Here is a 16,327-nt window from a genome sequence, read left to right on the forward strand (position 1 = left end):
CCGTTGGGCACGCGTGGGGAACCGCTCGGCCCATGCCCCGCCCGACCGGATCGGGCATCGTGACTCGAGAGGCCGGCCAGGGAGGCTGCATATGACCCAACTCACGGACGGCAAACGCATCGTGGTGGGCGTCGACGGATCGGAGGCGTCCAAAGCCGCACTGCGCTGGGCCAGGGAGCAGACCCTCCCCCTGCGGGCGGAGGTCGTGGTCGTACACGCCTGGGAACCGACCACATCCGGATTCGCGCCGTATGCTCCGGCATCGGCCCGTCCCACGGCCGCGCAGCAGCGCGAACAGGCGGCCGAACTGCTCGCCTCGACTGTGCGAGAGGTCTTCGGCCCACAGATCGGCGGCGCCGTGCGTGCCGTTCTCGTGGAGGGGCCGCCCGCGCGGGCACTGCTCGATCACGCGCCCGGCGCACTGTTGCTCGCCCTGGGACGCAGGGCTCATGGACAGTTTGAGCTGCCCGCGATCGGGACGGTGGGACGTGAGTGTCTGCGGCACGCGACGGTCCCCGTGGTCGCGGTGCCCGCCCCAGAACGGCCAGCGTCGCCGCTCAGGGCCGTGGAAACGTCACCTCTCGCCAAGAGCGGTGCCGCATAGCGGCGGAGTGCCTGCACCTGGTGGGCTACGCGACCACCCACAGCTCAACCCGCGAGATCGTCGAGCCGAGCTGGAGCAGGCTCAGCCCGGCTACCGCAGCACCGGCGCCACTGCGCTCAGCGGCGCGGACGCCCTTGTGATCGACGAGGGCCCCGTCTTGCGCGGCCACCCTCCTGCCGGCGGTTCCGTGGTCGTGGTGAAGGCGCTCAAGGTGAAGGGGAGCCCTTCGGGGATCAAGGCCGGGACCAAGGTCCGCAACATCCGGCTGGTCGACGGCGTCGACGGCCACGACATCGACTGCAAGATCGACGGTTTCGGGGCGATGCAGCTCAAGTCGAGCGTGGTCAGGAAGGGCTGACCCGCCCGCCCCCTCCGCCGGGGCCCGCTCGGCCACGCAGGCAGGGCCGTCCGGTAGCCGGAACGGAAGAATCCGGATGCCCCGCTGGACGGCGACACTCACCGCCGTGGTGAAGGACAGTACGTCGACGTCGACCAGGCAGGCGGCCGTCGCGGCGAGGCAGCCCGCACCGGCAGACCCCCACTCGAAACGGATCCCGCTACCGGACTGGCCGGCCCAGTCTGCTGTGTCCACAGCGCGGGCACTGACCCTCCGGGCCGACGGCGGTGGGCCGGCACTTGAGGCGGCAGGCGGGGCACTTGAACCAGACGACGCCCGCGCCGCGCAGCGGAATGATTCTCACGCAAGCCTCCTCATGGCACGTATAGACTTGCTAATCTTAGCAATTGTTTAGGTTCTCACGGCTACCGCTGGTTTGGGGTGGCTCGGTTCTCGTGCGCGGATTCGGCGGGGCCTCGTCGCACGGGAGGATCGGGCCCATGTTGTTGACGAGTAGGTGGATGCGATGGGCCGAGGGCCGGCCGGTGCGGCTGGGCTGCTGTACCGGGGAGGCGACGGCACGATGAGTACGCCGCTGTACCAACTGAAGGCCGAGTTCTTCAAGACCCTCGGCCACCCGGCCCGCATCCGGGTCCTTGAACTGCTGAGCGAGCGCGAGCACGCGGTGGCGGAGATGCTGCCCGAGGTGGGGATCGAGGCGGCCCACCTGTCACAGCAGCTCGCGGTGCTGCGCAGGGCGAACCTGGTGGTAACCCGCAAGGAGGGCTCGAACGTGTACTACTCGCTGACCAGCCCGCACATCACCGAGCTCCTGCGGGTCGCGCGGAGCATCCTCTCCGGGGTGCTGGCCGGGCAGGCCGAGCTGCTCGCCGATCTGCAGGCCGCCCAGGCGGAGGCGAAACCGCCGTCCTAGCGACGGCCCTCATGCGGCGACCGTCTCCCGGGAGTTGACAGCGCTCCGTGGTGCGGGAGGCGGCCACCTTCACCCGCGGGTCTCAGCCCGTCGAACACTGACAAGACGGCGCAAGCTTGGCAAAGCGTAGGAAAAATGGCGTAACTCTGGCCTCGGGTGAGCCCGTTAGCCACCTGCGGATGCAAGTCCTCACCAGCGACGGGAGAGGGGCGGTCATGAGTCTGCTGCGCAAGATCCGGGACACCGGGCGGGTGGCCGAGCCCGCTCCACCACGCCCGGAGGCCGACGTCCTACCGCAGGCGCGGGAGTTCGGCGGCTCGGTCCAGGTGCGGTGCGTGGACGCCGGTTCCTGCAACGGCTGCGAGATCGAGATCGCCGCAGCCTTCAATCCGGTCTACGACGCCGAGCGGTACGGCGCCCGGCTGGTGGCCTCGCCCCGTCACGCGGACATGGCCCTGGTGACCGGGCCGGTGACCCGGAACATGGCCGAGCCTCTGCGCCGCACCGTCGCCGCGATGCCCGAGCCGCGGCTGGTCGTGGCGGTCGGCGACTGCGCGATCAACTGCGGGGAGTTCGCGGGCGGTTACGGCGTCGAGGGCGCCGTCTCCGACGTCGTACCGGTGGATCTTGCGGTGCCCGGGTGTCCGCCGCGGCCGGACGACATCATCGCGGCGCTGCGGAGGGTGACCGGGCGGTGAGCCTGATTCCGGCCGCCCTCGCGACGGCCACCGGACTGGGTGGGGCGGGTGGGGCGGCCGGGCTGGTCCTGCCGCAGCGGGTGCGCGGCTGGGTGGTGGGTGTGTTGACGGCGGGTGTGGGGGTGGCTGGTGGCACAGCGGGTATGGCTGCACTGGGCGGAAACGGCTGGTCGGCCGCAGTATCCGGGCTGCTCCCGCTGGCCGGGACGCACTTCGGGGTGGACGCCCTGTCCGGACTGTTCATGGCGGTGGCAGGGGCCGTGGTGGCGGCGGTGGCGGTCTACGGCATCGGCTATGTGGCCGGGCACGGATCGCACGGGTCGCATGGCCTCGGCTCGCGAGGCGCGCAGGCGGCACTGCCGCTGTTCGCCCTGACCCTGCTGCTGGTACCGACGGCGGCCTCGGTTTCGACGTTCCTGCTGCTGTGGGAGCTGATGGCGCTCACCTCGCTGCTCCTGGTCCTGTCCGAGCACCGCGCCCGGCCCGCCGTACGGGAGGCGGCCGTCTGGTACGCGGTGATGACCCACCTGGGGCTTGTCCTGCTCCTGGTGGGCCTCATGGTGTACACCGCTCAGGCCGGCGGAGAGACCTTCGCCGCCCTGCGTGCCGGCACCGCGGGGATCTCGCCGACCGTACGCGGGCTCGTGTTCGTGCTGACTGCGGTGGCATTCACCTCCAAGGCGGGGCTGGTGCCGCTGCACGCCTGGCTGCCGCGGGCGCATCCCGAAGCGCCCAGCGCGGTGTCGGCGCTGATGAGCGCGGCCATGGTCAACCTCGGGATCTACGGTCTTGTACGGGTCGGCTTCGACCTGTTGGGCGGGGGACCGGCCTGGTGGTGGCTGCTCGTGATGGCCATGGGCGGGCTCTCAGCGGTGTACGGGATCCTCCAGGCCGCGATGGCCTCCGACCTCAAGCGGCTGCTGGCCTACTCGACCAGCGAGAACATGGGGCTCGTCGTCCTCGGCGTCGGCGCGGCCGGGCTGTTCGCCCACACCGGGAACACTGCGCTGGCCGGCCTCGCGCTGGCCGCCGGACTGTTGCACCTCGTCAACCACGCCGCGTTCAAGGCCCTGCTGTTCACGGGCGCGGGCTCGGTGCTACGCGCCACCGGCGAGCGGAACCTGGACCTCCTGGGCGGGCTGCGCGCCCGGATGCCGTTCACAGCCGGGCTGTTCGCGGTCGGTGCGCTGGGGGCGGTGGCGCTGCCGCCGGGCAACGGGTTCATCAGTGAGTGGCTGCTGCTGCAGTCGATGATCCACGGGCTGGCCGTGCCCGGCGTGACCACCGCGATCGTGCTGCCCCTCGCGGTGGCAGTGATTGCCCTGTCGGCGGGCCTGGCGGCGGCGGTGTTCGTCAAGGCGCTCGGCGTGGGCTTCTTCGCCCGGCCGCGCGGCGAAGGAGCCGTCGCAGCCAAGGAGTCACCGCTGCTCATGCGGGTGGGGATGGGACTGCTCGCGGCCCTGTGCGCGGCCCTGGCCCTGGTGCCGGGCCTGCTGGGCGAGGGGCTGGAGCGGGCGGTGGCGGCAGTCGGGTTGGCCGGGACCCGGCCCGTGTCCGGCGGCGGGCTGCGGGTGCGCCTGGACGAGGTGTCCGCCACGCTCTCCCCGCTATGGATCATCGCGGCCCTCTTGGTCGCGCTGGGCGCGGTCATGGCGACGGCCCATTGGGCGGCACGGCGCCGACAGCGGCGTACGCAGGCCAGGTTGTGGGACTGCGGCGGCGGGGCTCCGACCCCGCGGATGGCCTACACGGCCACCTCGTTCGCCGAGCCTCTCCAGCGAGTCTTCGACGACGTGCTCGCCCCCGAGCAGGACGTGGACGTCACGCCGGTGCGCGAGTCGGCGTATCTCGTGGAGCGGGTGCGCTTCCGCAACCGGGTGCCCGACCGCATCGAACACCGCCTGTACCGGCCGGTGCTCGCGCTCCTCGCGGCCGCCGGGCAGTCGGCGCGCAGGCTCGCGGGCGGCAGTGTGCACGCCTATCTCGGCTACGGCTTCTTCGGACTGGTCGCTCTGCTGGTCGTGTTGGTGGTGGGCTGGTGAACACGGTCGGATACACGGCGATCGCCCTCCAGGTGGGCGCGGTGGTGGCCGGAGCGCCCCTGCTGACCGGGCTGATGCGGCAGACCCGGGCCCGCCTGGAGGGCCGGGCCGGCGCCGGGGTGCTCCAGCCCTGGCGGGACATGCGCAAGCTGCTGCGCAAGGAGCCGATCACCCCCGTCGGTACCGGTCCCGCGTTCCGGTGGGCGCCGCCGCTGCTGGTCGCCACCTCGCTGGTGCTGGCCGTCCTGGTACCGCTGATCTCCACCGACACCCCCGTGCGGAGCCGGGCGGACCTGATCCTGGTGGTGGCGCTCCTCGCCCTCGGCACGCTGGCGCTGGCGCTCGCGGGCCTGGACACCGGCACCGCGTTCGGCGGCATGGGCGCCTCCCGGGAGATGACCATCGCCGCCCTGGTCGAACCGACCATCCTGATGGCGGTGTTCGCGCTGTCGATACCGGCCGGGTCCACCAACCTGCCCGTCATCGTCGCCGGGGCGGCGGACCAGCCCGCCCGGCTGACCTCCCCGGCCGGGCTGTTGGCGATCGCCGCGCTCGCGGTCGCGGTACTGGCCGAGAGCGGCCGGCTGCCCGTGGACAACCCCTCCACCCACCTGGAGCTGACCATGGTCCACGAAGCCATGGTCCTGGAATACGCCGGACCGGATCTGGCACTCGTCGAGCTCGGCGCACAGCTGAGGCTCACCGTGCTGCTGGGGCTACTGGCCTCGCTGTTCGCCCCATGGGGGATCGCCACCAGCGCCTCGCTCACCGCCGTGTCGCTGGCCCTGCTGCTGGTGGTGGTCAAGGTGGCGGTGCTGGGCATGGCATTGGCGGCGGCCGAGGTGTTCTGGGCCAAGCTGCGGCTGTTCCGGGTGCCCGAACTCCTCGCCGGTTCCTTCTTGTTGGCACTGCTCGCGGTGACCGCCTCGTACTTCCTGGGAGGTGAGTGAGCTTCCATGAGCGACAGCCTGTTCACCCAGCTGCTCGATCTGGCCTGCGGGGCGTTCCTGCTGGCCGCCGTGGCGGTGCTGTGGCGGCGCGAACTCGCCGCGATCGTACGGCTGTTCGCCCTGCAGGGAATCACGCTCGCCGCCATCGCCCTGCTCCTCGGGCTGCACGAGGACCGCTGGGACCTGATCGTGGTCGCGGCGGGCATCGGGGCGCTGCGGGCCGGGTTGCTGCCGTATCTGATCCGCCGCGCCCTGGCCGCGCTCGTCGCCGAGGGGGACGGCGGGCACATCGAGGCACGAGAGACGCAGCCGCTGGTCAACGTGGCCGCGTCCCTGCTGACCGCCGCCGCCCTCACGCTGCTCGCCTACGCCGTCGCCCGCCCCCTCATCGAACTCGACCCGACGCCCGCCACTCGTGCCCTGCCGGTCGGCCTGGCCGTGGTCCTGATCGGCTTCTTCGTGCTGGTGACCCGGCGCCGCGCGCTCGCCCAGGTCGTCGGCTTCCTGCTGCTCGACAACGGCATCACCGCGACCGCCTTCCTGGCCGCCTCCGGAGTGCCGCTGATCGTCGAACTCGGCGTCTCCTTCGACGTACTGCTGGCCGTCCTGGTCCTGCAACTGCTCACCGTGCGGGTACGGGAGGCGTTCGGCACCACCGACATCGACGACCTGCGGGAGCTGCACGACTGATGACCGCCTCCCTCACCGCCCTGCTCGTCACGGCGCCCGCCGCCGCACCCCTGACCGTGGCGGCCGCGTACGCCCTCGCCGGTCTGCGCGCGAGTCGGCCGTCCGCCGCCCTGCCCATCGTCGAGCGCCAGTCTGAGCCGGTGACAGTGGGGACCGGTCCAGCGCCCGCCGGTAGGACAGAGGAAGCGACGGGAGCTGCCTCTCCGTCGCCGGAACGGCACCCGGGCGACTGGGCCGGGATCGCCTCCCCCGCTGTGATCCTGGCCTGCGGCGCCGGGCTCGCGGGACCGGTGCTCGACGACGGGCACGTGGCCGCCTACTCCGGCCTGCTGCGCGCGGACGCGCTGACCGTGTGGATGCTGCTGGTAGTCGGTGCCGTCGCGCTGATCGCCTGCGCCGCAGCCCCCGCGTATCTGGGAGGCGAGCGGGTCGCCGGGCGGTCGACGGAGGGGACCGTGTGGCGCTACCACGCCCTCGTACACGGCTTCCTCGCCGCGATGTGCCTGGCCGTGGTGACCGCGAACCTCGGTGTGCTGTGGGTGGCGATCGAGGCGACGACCATCGTCACGGCGTTCCTGGTGGGCCACCGTCGCACCCGTACATCCGTGGAAGCGGCCTGGAAGTACGTGGTGATCTGCTCGGCCGGAATCGCGTTGGCCTTCCTCGGCACCGTGCTGATCTACTACGCCGCCCGGCAGGCCGGCATCGCCGAGGCATGGGCCCTGGACTGGCCGACCCTGCTCGCCCGCGCCGATCGCCTCGACCCGGCGGTCACCCGGCTCGGCATCACGCTCATCATCCTCGGCTACGGCGCCAAAGCGGGCCTGATCCCGCTGCACGCCTGGCTGCCCGACGCCCACAGCCAGGCCCCCGCCCCGGTCTCGGCGCTGATGTCCGGGGTGCTGCTGTCCGTCGCCTTCGCAGCGATCCTGCGCTACCGCGTCATCGCGGACGCCGCCCTCGGCATCGACTTCACCCGGGTCCTGCTGGCCGGCATCGCGCTGCTCACCCTCGCCCTCGCGGCCGGGCTGCTGCTGGCCCAGCGCGACTACAAGCGGATGCTGGCCTACTCCAGCATGGAGCACATGAGCCTGATCGCCCTGGCGGCGGCGATCGGCAGCCCGCTCGCCCTGGCCGCCGCGCTGCTGCACATCGCCGGGCACGGGCTCGCCAAGGCCACCGCGTTCTGCGCCTCCGGCCAGATCCTCCAGCTGCGGGGTACGTCCAAGATCGGGCGGGTGCGCGGACTGCTCGCCCAATCGCCGTGGCTGGGCGCGCTGTTCGGGCTCGCGATCGTGGCGCTGCTGGGCTTTCCGCCGTTCAGCCTCTTCGCCTCCGAACTGGCCATCGCCCGCGCCGGGTTCGCCGCCGGGGCGGGACTGGGCTGGACCCTGGCCGCCGCCCTGCTGCTGGTCCTGGTCGCGTTCGCCGCGCTCGCCACCCGGTCCGCGCGGATGCTGCTCGGGCCCGCTCCCGACAGGGACACGGCCGTCGCGGAAAACCCGTCCGCGCTGTGGCCCCTCGTGCTGGGTCTGGCGGCCTGCGCCGTCCTCGGTATCACCGCCGGCCCGCTGGGCGATCTGCTCTCCCAGGCCGCCGCCGTCCTCGAAAGGCCCTGACGCCATGGCGCGCACCGTGCACGACGTCTCCGCCACAGACCTCCCCAAGCGGGCCGAGGGGCTGCTGCGCGACGGACACCGCCTGGCCCTGCTCGCCGCCCACCACGACGCGGACGCCGTACGCGTCGTCTACCTCTTCGTCTCCGGGCCGCCCGACACCCGCATCGAGCTCCAGGTACGCCTCGACCCCGCCCGGCCCGAGGTGCCCAGCCTTGCCCATCTCTCCTTCCCCGCAGGCCGGTTCGAGCGCGAGATGCACGACCTGCACGGCATCGTGCCCCTGGACCACCCGCAACCGCGCCGCCTGGTACGCCACTTCCACTGGCCGCGCGGCTGGTACCCGATGCACCCCGACGCCGGGGACCCGCCGGCCTTCGGCGAACAGGAAGGCCCCTACCCCTTCCTGGAAGTCACCGGCGACGGCGTCTACGAGATCCCCGTCGGCCCCGTCCACGCCGGACTGATCGAACCAGGCCACTTCCGCTTCTCCGTCGTCGGCGAGACAATCCTCAAACTCAAGGCCCGCCTCTGGTTCGTGCACAAGGGCATCGAGAAGCTCTTCCAGGGCCGCAGTATCGCCGCCGGACTTCCGCTTGCGGAACGCATCAGCGGCGACACCGCCGTGGGTCACGCCCTCGCGTACTGCCTGGCCGTCGAGGAGGCCACCGGCACGACCGTCCCCGAACAGGCCCAGTGCGCCCGCGCGCTGCTCCTCGAACTCGAACGGCTCCACAACCACGTCGCCGACCTCGGCATGCTCTGCAACGATGTCGGACACGGCATCCTCAACGCCCACGCGCAACGCGTCCGCGAACAACTCCTGCGCCTCAACGACACGGTGACCGGACACCGGCTCCTGCGCGGCGGCGTGGTCCCCGGCGGCAGTGTGCTGCGTACCCTGCCCAGCCCCGCCCAACTGGACGCCATCGGCGAGGACATCAGCGAGATCGTACGGCTGGCGCTCGGCCACACCACCGTCCACGACCGCTTCACCGGCACCGCGATCCTGCCCACCGAGGCCGCCCGCGACATCGGCTGCCTCGGCTACGTCGCCCGCGCCAGCGGCCTGTCCCAGGACGCCCGGATCGCGCACCCGTTCACCCCGCACGGACAACCGGGCCGCGTCCCAGTGCACACCAGCGGCGATGTCCTGGCCCGCTTCCTGGTCCGCGCCGAGGAGATCGACGCCTCCCTCGCGCTGATCCGTCAGCTGCGCGATCGTGTCGCCACCGGCGCGGTGCTCGGGCCCTCAACCGCCCCTGGGGAGGGTCCCCGCAGTGGTGTCGGCCTCGTCGAGGGCTGGCGCGGCACCATCGCCACCCGCGTCGAACTCGCAGCCGACGGCACGCTTGCCCGGGTCAAGCCCGTCGACCCGTCCTTCTTCAACTGGCCCGCGCTGCCGGTCGCCCTGAACGACACGATCGTCCCGGACTTCCCGCTGACCAACAAGAGCTTCAATCTCTCCTACGCCGGCAACGATCTCTAACAGGTGTTACTCCCCTGGAGGGACGCCGGTGCGGGGCGCCCCTCGAACTTCTCCGGTTCCGAGCCACCGAATGGCCCCGACCCGAATACTGCCAATCCTCTCGGCCACCAGCGCCGGCCCCGCCTGCTTCGCGGCCCTCCCGAACGCCACCGGCAGCCCCTGCCCGACCCGGACCAGGCCCGTCCGCCCCGCCTCGGCACACCGGGCCGGCCGGGCACGCAGCTCCTCCTCCAAACAATGCCAGGGGTCCAGGGCGCGAGATCCGCGTGCCCCACAACAGCGATCACCCTCAGCAGTCTTTTCGCCCCGTCCATGCCGGTCACGACAACTAGCGAATTGAAGAAGCTTTCAAGCCGCACGCCAAGGGAAATCCGCCGAGCCGGAGGCATGGGCGGCTGGATGCGGGAGAAGACCGGCCGCCCACTGGCTGGGTCGATCCACAGCGTCAGACCCATGTCCGTGGTCAGCTGGGCCCCCCTGAGTCCCGGTTACTTGTTCGCGTGGTCACCCAGATAGAAGAGCAGCCACACGAACCCGGCGATCAGATGGGTGCCGAAGATGTAGATGCCGGCCCGGATCGCGACACCGCGCTCGATCAAGCTGTCCCTGTCATTCACTTTGCGCCGCCTGCTCTCCGGAGGCTCGGCCGCCTCGGCTTCGTCACTCACGCTGTTGCCTCCCTGCTTCCCGCGATCTCCACGCTCCTGCGGCCTACGACGGCATGCCGAACCGGACGAGGACCACCTTGCCGCCGCGGTCCACGGCCGGTTCCGCGCTGACGTCGCCGTCGTACTCGGCGGCCAGCTCAGCGACCATGTGAAGTCCCGCCCCCATCGCGCCCGGTTCGAGATCGGGCAGGCATGGCTCAGCATCGGCGACGCTGACGACCAACTGGCCCGCCCCGACCGATATGCCCACGTCGGCGACCGGGGACTGTGGCGCGTGCCGAAGCACGTTCACGACCAGCTCGCTGACCACCAGCAGCACCGCGTCGGCGAATGCGGAACCCGGTGCGACGCCGACCTCGGCGAAGCGTCCGGCCACCGCCTCACGGGCCTTCCGCACCGCGTCCGGTCCCACCGGTACGGAGACGATGTGGCGGGGCACCGGGGATGGCACATGCTCTATCGCTGCCGCGGGCCGGCGGTCTCTGCGCCACGGCCGGAACGGGTTCCCGCCCGTCACCGCGCCGACTCCGTGACACGCAGCTCGTCCAGCAGTTCCTGACGGCCGGACAGCAGCACGGACAGGATCCGGCGGGCGGCGGCCAGTAGTTCGGCCACGTCCCCGCCGGCCAGCTCGTACACCACAGTGGAGCCGGTGCGGGTGGCGGTGACGATGCCGGAGCGGCGCAGCACCGCCAGCTGCTGCGACAGGCTGGAGGGCTCGATCTCGATGGCGGCCAGCAGGTCGCGCACCGGTTTCGGTCCGTCCTGCAGCAGCTCCAGCACCCTGATCCGCGCCGGGTGCCCGAGCATGCGGAAGAACTCCGCCTTCGCCTCGTACAGCGGAACCGGCATGCCACTCACTCCTCGTCGGCCCCCGCCACCTCGACGTCGAGCCCGTGCCTGCGGGCGAACCTCACCGCGTCGTCCAGCTCGTCCTGCGCCACCGCCACGGCATACGGGTCCTCCGCCGCCACGGCATCCGCCACCCCGGCCCGAGCCGCCCGCACCCGCGCCAGCAGCGCCTCGACGACTGCGTCCACCCCGACCTCCACACCCTGGACCATCTATCGCCCAACGCAACTAACCAATTGAAGAACTCTTCAAATTGTAGTCCTGTGCGATGGGAAACTGCGTCCTCCCCCTGAGGTGCACGGTTTGCGCATGGGGCCCTGGCCCTGCGCCCAGGATGTGCATGCCAAAGCTGGGGCGTGCTGGGCTAGGGGTTTGGCTGAAGGGTGGTTTCAGCGTGTGGTCGTGCGTACGTGGGCGAGCTCGGTGCTCGGCCGACGGCGGGTGTTGCGATTGGCGGCACGGTGGGTCACGTCCAGCAGATCCCGCAGCCGTTCCCCCGCCTGCCGATCGTGCGGCTGATACAGGACGTAGCCCAGCAGCCGTCCTGAAGGCCGCACGACGACCTTCAGAGTCACTCACCAGCCAACCCACAGGCCAGCACACCCCAATCAATCGCGGGGCAGCCCGCTACTCCCACAGGTCCCAGGCTGACTCCACGGTGGCGTGCAGAGTGAAGCGTGGATCGCCCGCGGCGCCCATCCGGATCTCCTCGGGGGCACCGATGAGGTGGAACCGTGCGTCGAAGCTGAACGCGAAGAGCCTCCGAATGGCCTCGGCCTGCATGGCTGCGTCGCAGCGGAGCTCCCTCAGATCGACATAGAAGGCACTGTGCTGACCGTCGTCACAGGCACGCAACCCGCATGGAGCAATGGGCCGCGGACTGGGCACGGGCCGACACCCGATGGGGCGGAAAGACCGGCTGACTTCCGAACCTGGAGGAGCACCTCCGAGGTCTGCAGACACGGTCATGCCGCGCTCAGCAGCAGGCGGCGAAACGGGTCAGGGCACATGAGCCGACCGGCCCGGGCAAAGGGATGGAACGGCTCTTGCACGGGGGACCCACGGGGCACGCTGGGCGGGTCGGCCCGGGGTTATACGTCACCGAACGAGCACGTGCTCCCCGGAGCGCGGGACGACGGCAGACCAACCCAGGGGCCGGTCGATGCGGTCCCGCAACACCGCGACCGCGTCTGTCCCGCCGTGGACCATGTGCTGTGCGGAGGGGCGGCACCGCCGGCGAGGCCCTGGAATAGCCCGCAGTCCACGAGGACGCGCGCGTGGTCGCTCTCGACGAGGAACTTGCTGCGTCATGGCGTCCATCTCCTTACCGGCCTAGGCCTGGCTTCGGGCCGTTCGGCCCTGGCGGGTCCGGCGCCCACGTGGTGTGCTTGCAGTGACGGGAAGGACCCGAGTAGACGCGGAGAAGCGGCTGACAGCCGTGCACCGCGCAATCAGGATCCGCGAGAAGTGGGTAGGGGCCCTTCCCGTTCTGTCATGCCGGTCCTCAGCCTGCCAGGCCACATCCCAGGTCAGCAGCGCAACCCGGTCCCGGACGATCTCCTACTGGAGACGGTCATGGTTCCCCCCCCTGCACCGCGTACATCTCCAGCCTCGGCGGAGCAGGTAGTCGCGTCACTGGGCCGAAGGGCCCGGGCAGGCCAGGGAGGCCTCTGAGGCCTCTCATCCCTTGTGGACCGGACAAACGTGTGTGCAGCCGGAACGCACTCCCGGCCTCGCATACGTGGTGCGGCACTGCCTCGCGAACCCGCGTTCAGTCGTACCGCACGGGGATGGTCGTGGCGCCCCTCTTCCTCTCGGGCACCGGGATCGTGAGGATCAGGACACCGTCCTTTTACGAGGCGGTGGCTTCCTCACCCTTCGCCCCGACCAGCCCTGGCGGCCGAACGCCCACCTCTCATCTGCCGGTTGAGGAACTGCTTCACGCGATGTCGCGGGCTCCCGACAGCTGTGAGGTCGTGCCGTCGTCCGGAAGATCCGGGTCGAGGTCCGGACGGCGGGGCGGACCCGTGAGCGCGCAGTCCACGTCCACTACGCCCTCGACGGCCCGTACCAGCCGTGCGGCGACGGGCACGAGGCTGGTGTCCCCGATCCTGCCAGTGAGCTTCACGACTCCGTCGCGCACCTCCACCCGGATCGGTTCGAGCGGCTCGGGGAACAGGTGGGCGACGACCTCACGGCGGATCTCCTCGGCGATGTCCTCGTCGTCGCGTAGGAAGACCTTGAGCAGGTCGGACCGGCTGACGATGCCCTGCAGCGCGCCTTCGTCGTCGACCACGGGCAGCCGTTTCACCCTGCTGCGCGCCATGATCCGCGCGGCCTGCGCGAGCGACGCGTACGCCGGGACGGTGATCGCCGGTGCGGTCATCAGCTCCTCCGCGGTCACCCCGCCAGCCTTGACCAGGTCGGACAGGCGTCGCAGCTGGGTGTACCGGTCCGGGTCGCCGTCGCGGAACTCTTCCTTGGGCAGCAGGTCGGCCTCGGAGACGACCCCGACGACCAGGCGCCCACCCTCCAGCACGGGCAGGGCGCTGACCTTCCACTGCCGCATGGTCTTCACGATGTCCTTGAACGTCGCCCCGCGGCCCAGGGCGACGACAGTGCGGGTCATCACATCGCTCACGATGTGCGGAGTGCCGTACATGGCGTCCTCCTGTGTTCTCCGATCGCGCGACACCTTCAGCATCGGGCATCGAGCCGCCGCGGGAATGGGCCTAGTGGCCCTGTGCCGGGTTCCGGTGGGCCCTCGTTGCATGTGCCGGACGACACCCACCTGGGGCCGAGGCTCCCCACCACGTGCGCCGACCACGACTCGAGCAGGAACAAAGTGCCGTTCGACCCGGACGCAGGGCCCACGCGGCCCATGCCCCGCCGGCACCCTCGCGGGGACGCTTCGAGTGCGGTCCACACAAAGGTGTGCGGGCCCGATCCGGGGAGGTGTTGGCCGTGCTTCGTCCCGTTGTCGTAGGCCTGGACGGTTCACGCGAGAGCCTCGCCGCCGCCGACTGGGCGGCCAGAGAGGCCCTGCGGCGCGGCCTGCCGCTGCGCCTGGTGCACGCGTGGGAGGGCCTGTCCCCCGACGCGTCACCGCTGCCCGAGCTCGAAGCGCCGCGCTACTGGGCGCGGCGGATCCTGCGCAGCGCCATGGACCGGCTCAACGAGCGCTATCCGCAGGTGTATCTCAGCGCCGAGCAGCTCGCCCGGCCCGCGGCCGACGCCCTCGTCGCGGAGGGCGTCGAGGCCGAGCTGCTGGTCCTGGGCAGCCGTGCGTTCAGCGGCTTCGGCGGGTTCATGGCCGGTTCGGTGGCGTCGGCGACGGTGGCCCGTGTGACGCGGCCCGTCGTCCTCGTACGGGCCGACCAGACTCTCGAGGACGAGCACGTACCCGACACGGAGGGCCACCCCTCGGCACGCACCCGGTACCGCGACGTCGTGGTCGGCGCGGACACCGCGCATCCGTGCGAGGTGGTGCTCGCGTTCGCCTTCGAGTGCGCGGCGCTGCGGTCCGCGCCCCTGCGGGTCGTGCACACGTGGCGTCTGCCGTACGCCCCCGGTGCGGTGGACGCGAAGGCCGGCACCGCCGCACAGCAGGCCGCCGAGCGGGCGCTGGCCCCCGTGCTCCAGCCGTGGCGGGAGAAGTACCCCACGGTGGAGGTGCGGGAGCTGGTGGAGAACGGGCGTGCGGCGCAGCAACTGCAGCACGCCTCGCAGGATGCCGGCCTGCTGGTCGTCGGCCGCAGGATCCGCCCGGCCAGGCTCGGCCCGCACACCGGGCCGGTCGCGCACGCGGTGATGCACCACGTCCGCTGCCCGGTCGCGGTCGTCCCGCACGAGTGAATCACCGGTCCCGGCCCGCCGGAATGGGCCGGGACCCCGTCGCACCCACACGTTGTTCGGCGCGGTATGTCGTGCGGGCCCTCTGCGCGAGCCGGACCCGACTGAACCAGCCATCGCCTGAGCCCTCGCGCCTTCCGCGAGGGCTCAAGTAGTCGTGTGGCCAGTACTGGTGCGTCAGCCGACGAACTCCCCCACCGCCGCCTTCAGTTCCCCCAGTCCCTTCTTCGCGTCGGTGAAGAACATCCCGGTCTTCGGGTCGGTGTAGAGCTCGTTGTCGATCCCGGCGTAGCCGTGGCCCATCGAGCGCTTGATGACGACGATGCTCTTGGCCTTGTCGACGTCGAGGATCGGCATGCCGGAGATCGCGTTGCCGGAGCGGCGGGCGATCGGGTTGGTGACGTCGTTGGCGCCGATGACAAGGGCGACGTCGGCCTGCGGGAACTCGGGGTTGACGTCGTCCATCTCCTTCAGCTGTGTGTAGGGAACGTTGGCCTCCGCCAGGAGCACGTTCATGTGTCCTGGCATGCGGCCCGCGACCGGATGGACGGCGTAGCTGACGTCGACACCGTGGTCCGTCAACAGCTTGGCCAGGGCGCCGAGTTCGTGCTGGGCCTGGGCGGCGGCGAGGCCGTACCCGGGTACGAAGATGACCTTGCTCGCGTACGCCAGCTGGATCGCCACGTCGTCGGCGGAGACCGGGCGCACCTGGGCCGGCGCACCGGATGCGGTCGCCGCAGGGGCGCTGTCACCGGTGCCGAAGCCGCCGATGACGATGTTGGCGATGGACCGGTTCATGGCGTCGGCCATGAGCTTGGTGAGGATGCCGCCGGAGGCGCTGACGAGCATGCCCGCGATGATGAGTGCGGTCTCGTCGAGGACGAAGCCGGCCATGGCGACCGCCGAGCCCGTGAAGGCGTTCAGCAGGGCGATGACCACGGGCATGTCGGCGCCGCCGATCGGCAGCACCATCGTCACGCCGAAGAGCAGGGCCACGACGACGAGTCCGTACAGCGCGACCTGGCTGTCGGGGGCCAGCACCAGCCAGACCGTGCCGGCGACGAAGGAGGCCGGCAGCAGGACGTTGAGCAGCCGCGCGCCCGGGAAGACCACGGGTGCGCCGGACACGAGGCCCTGCAGCTTGCCCGCCGCGATCAGCGAACCGGAGAAGGTGACCGCGCCGATGACGATGTCCAGGGCGCCCGGCAGGGAGACCCGTGCACCCAGGGCGGCCGGGTGGTCGGCCTGGAGCAGGTCACCCACCGCGATGAGCGCGGCCGCACCGCCACCAACGGCGTTGAAGAGGCTGACCAGTTGGGGCATGGCGGTCATCTGCACTTCGCGGGCGGCCCACAGGCCGAGTGCCGCGCCGAGGACGCCTCCCGAGATCAGCACGAGCCAGCCGGTCCGGCTGATCACGTTCTCGTCCATGACCAGCCACACGGTAGCGGCGATCGCGAGGGCCATGGCCCCGGCGGAGAGGGTGTTGCCGCGGCGGGCCGTGCGTGGGTGGTTCATCAGGTGCAGGCCCATCACGAAGCAGGCGGCCGCGGCCAGGAAGATGTAGTGAACGGCGTTGGAGACGGTGTTCATGG

18 protein-coding genes are annotated in these 16,327 nt (G+C 71.2%); 10 read left to right on the top strand and 8 right to left on the bottom strand.

Annotation, left to right across the window (positions count from 1 at the left end):
* Window positions 1-91: 91 nt before the first annotated feature.
* The 9 genes from AC5DRG_RS09325 to AC5DRG_RS09365 all read left to right on the top strand — a co-directional run bounded on the left by AC5DRG_RS09325 (window position 92) and on the right by AC5DRG_RS09365 (window position 9,360).
* Window positions 92-604 (top strand): universal stress protein, encoded by a 513-nt coding sequence (locus AC5DRG_RS09325; RefSeq protein ID WP_491809526.1) that lies wholly within the window; start codon window positions 92-94, stop codon window positions 602-604.
* A 7-nt stretch (window positions 605-611) separates the two neighbouring features.
* Entirely contained in the window at window positions 612-962 is a 351-nt protein-coding gene (locus AC5DRG_RS09330) for a PhnA domain-containing protein (protein WP_491809527.1), read from the top strand.
* A gap of 562 nt (window positions 963-1,524) precedes the next feature.
* On the top strand, window positions 1,525-1,875 hold the full coding sequence (locus AC5DRG_RS09335; protein WP_491809528.1) for an ArsR/SmtB family transcription factor: 351 nt from the start codon (window positions 1,525-1,527) through the stop codon (window positions 1,873-1,875).
* A 215-nt stretch (window positions 1,876-2,090) separates the two neighbouring features.
* Complete coding sequence (locus AC5DRG_RS09340) at window positions 2,091-2,573, top strand: NADH-quinone oxidoreductase subunit B family protein (RefSeq protein WP_491809529.1); 483 nt, start codon at window positions 2,091-2,093, stop codon at window positions 2,571-2,573.
* Window positions 2,570-4,615 carry a proton-conducting transporter transmembrane domain-containing protein gene (locus tag AC5DRG_RS09345; protein WP_491809530.1) on the top strand — a complete coding sequence of 682 codons (2,046 nt, stop codon included), beginning with the start codon at window positions 2,570-2,572 and terminating at the stop codon, window positions 4,613-4,615. Before AC5DRG_RS09340 ends, AC5DRG_RS09345 begins: the two co-directional genes overlap by 4 nt.
* Window positions 4,612-5,565, top strand: a complete 954-nt coding sequence (locus tag AC5DRG_RS09350) for a respiratory chain complex I subunit 1 family protein (protein ID WP_491809531.1) — start codon at window positions 4,612-4,614, stop codon at window positions 5,563-5,565. Before AC5DRG_RS09345 ends, AC5DRG_RS09350 begins: the two co-directional genes overlap by 4 nt.
* Before the next feature lie 6 nt (window positions 5,566-5,571).
* Window positions 5,572-6,255 (top strand): hypothetical protein, encoded by a 684-nt coding sequence (locus tag AC5DRG_RS09355; RefSeq protein ID WP_491809532.1) that lies wholly within the window; start codon window positions 5,572-5,574, stop codon window positions 6,253-6,255.
* On the top strand, window positions 6,255-7,874 hold the full coding sequence (locus AC5DRG_RS09360) for a proton-conducting transporter transmembrane domain-containing protein (RefSeq protein WP_491809533.1): 1,620 nt from the start codon (window positions 6,255-6,257) through the stop codon (window positions 7,872-7,874). The genes AC5DRG_RS09355 and AC5DRG_RS09360 overlap by 1 nt, the downstream gene beginning before the upstream one ends.
* Before the next feature lie 4 nt (window positions 7,875-7,878).
* Window positions 7,879-9,360 (top strand): hydrogenase large subunit, encoded by a 1,482-nt coding sequence (locus AC5DRG_RS09365; protein WP_491809534.1) that lies wholly within the window; start codon window positions 7,879-7,881, stop codon window positions 9,358-9,360.
* Window positions 9,361-9,848: 488 nt separating this feature from the next.
* Here the strand turns inward: AC5DRG_RS09365 and AC5DRG_RS09370 are convergent, their stop codons facing one another.
* The 7 genes from AC5DRG_RS09370 to AC5DRG_RS09400 all read right to left on the bottom strand — a co-directional run bounded on the left by AC5DRG_RS09370 (window position 9,849) and on the right by AC5DRG_RS09400 (window position 13,542).
* Complete coding sequence (locus AC5DRG_RS09370; protein ID WP_491809535.1) at window positions 9,849-10,028, bottom strand: DUF6126 family protein; 180 nt, start codon at window positions 10,026-10,028, stop codon at window positions 9,849-9,851.
* A gap of 43 nt (window positions 10,029-10,071) precedes the next feature.
* The gene (locus AC5DRG_RS09375; protein ID WP_491809536.1) at window positions 10,072-10,467 is read right to left on the bottom strand and encodes an ATP-binding protein; all 396 of its coding nucleotides are present in this window, start codon (window positions 10,465-10,467) and stop codon (window positions 10,072-10,074) included.
* Window positions 10,468-10,541: 74 nt separating this feature from the next.
* Window positions 10,542-10,880: an ArsR/SmtB family transcription factor gene (locus AC5DRG_RS09380; RefSeq protein WP_491809537.1), complete on the bottom strand. Its 339-nt coding sequence runs from the start codon at window positions 10,878-10,880 to the stop codon at window positions 10,542-10,544.
* Between the two features lie 5 nt (window positions 10,881-10,885).
* Window positions 10,886-11,068: a hypothetical protein gene (locus tag AC5DRG_RS09385; protein WP_491809538.1), complete on the bottom strand. Its 183-nt coding sequence runs from the start codon at window positions 11,066-11,068 to the stop codon at window positions 10,886-10,888.
* A gap of 201 nt (window positions 11,069-11,269) precedes the next feature.
* Entirely contained in the window at window positions 11,270-11,455 is a 186-nt protein-coding gene (locus AC5DRG_RS09390) for a hypothetical protein (protein WP_491809539.1), read from the bottom strand.
* A gap of 52 nt (window positions 11,456-11,507) precedes the next feature.
* The gene (locus AC5DRG_RS09395; protein WP_491809540.1) at window positions 11,508-11,663 is read right to left on the bottom strand and encodes a hypothetical protein; all 156 of its coding nucleotides are present in this window, start codon (window positions 11,661-11,663) and stop codon (window positions 11,508-11,510) included.
* A 1,156-nt stretch (window positions 11,664-12,819) separates the two neighbouring features.
* Entirely contained in the window at window positions 12,820-13,542 is a 723-nt protein-coding gene (locus tag AC5DRG_RS09400; RefSeq protein WP_491809541.1) for a CBS domain-containing protein, read from the bottom strand.
* A gap of 302 nt (window positions 13,543-13,844) precedes the next feature.
* On the opposite strand from AC5DRG_RS09400, the gene AC5DRG_RS09405 reads away from it, so the two are divergent.
* Window positions 13,845-14,735, top strand: a complete 891-nt coding sequence (locus tag AC5DRG_RS09405; RefSeq protein WP_491809542.1) for a universal stress protein — start codon at window positions 13,845-13,847, stop codon at window positions 14,733-14,735.
* 174 nt (window positions 14,736-14,909) lie between these two features.
* On the opposite strand, the gene AC5DRG_RS09410 is transcribed toward AC5DRG_RS09405, so the two are convergent.
* The gene (locus AC5DRG_RS09410; protein WP_491813000.1) at window positions 14,910-16,325 is read right to left on the bottom strand and encodes an NAD(P)(+) transhydrogenase (Re/Si-specific) subunit beta; all 1,416 of its coding nucleotides are present in this window, start codon (window positions 16,323-16,325) and stop codon (window positions 14,910-14,912) included.
* Window positions 16,326-16,327 lie beyond the last annotated feature (2 nt).

The organism is Streptomyces sp. JLBG701, assembly GCF_058544905.1.

Coding starts and splice junctions, on each gene's coding strand:
- AC5DRG_RS09325 (WP_491809526.1), top strand. CDS start 92: ATGACCCAACTCACGGACGGCAAACGCATCGTGGTGGGCGTCGACGGA.
- AC5DRG_RS09335 (WP_491809528.1), top strand. CDS start 1,525: ATGAGTACGCCGCTGTACCAACTGAAGGCCGAGTTCTTCAAGACCCTC.
- AC5DRG_RS09340 (WP_491809529.1), top strand. CDS start 2,091: ATGAGTCTGCTGCGCAAGATCCGGGACACCGGGCGGGTGGCCGAGCCC.
- AC5DRG_RS09355 (WP_491809532.1), top strand. CDS start 5,572: ATGAGCGACAGCCTGTTCACCCAGCTGCTCGATCTGGCCTGCGGGGCG.
- AC5DRG_RS09360 (WP_491809533.1), top strand. CDS start 6,255: ATGACCGCCTCCCTCACCGCCCTGCTCGTCACGGCGCCCGCCGCCGCA.
- AC5DRG_RS09365 (WP_491809534.1), top strand. CDS start 7,879: ATGGCGCGCACCGTGCACGACGTCTCCGCCACAGACCTCCCCAAGCGG.
- AC5DRG_RS09380 (WP_491809537.1), bottom strand. CDS start 10,880: ATGCCGGTTCCGCTGTACGAGGCGAAGGCGGAGTTCTTCCGCATGCTC.
- AC5DRG_RS09395 (WP_491809540.1), bottom strand. CDS start 11,663: ATGCAGGCCGAGGCCATTCGGAGGCTCTTCGCGTTCAGCTTCGACGCA.
- AC5DRG_RS09400 (WP_491809541.1), bottom strand. CDS start 13,542: ATGTACGGCACTCCGCACATCGTGAGCGATGTGATGACCCGCACTGTC.
- AC5DRG_RS09410 (WP_491813000.1), bottom strand. CDS start 16,325: ATGAACACCGTCTCCAACGCCGTTCACTACATCTTCCTGGCCGCGGCC.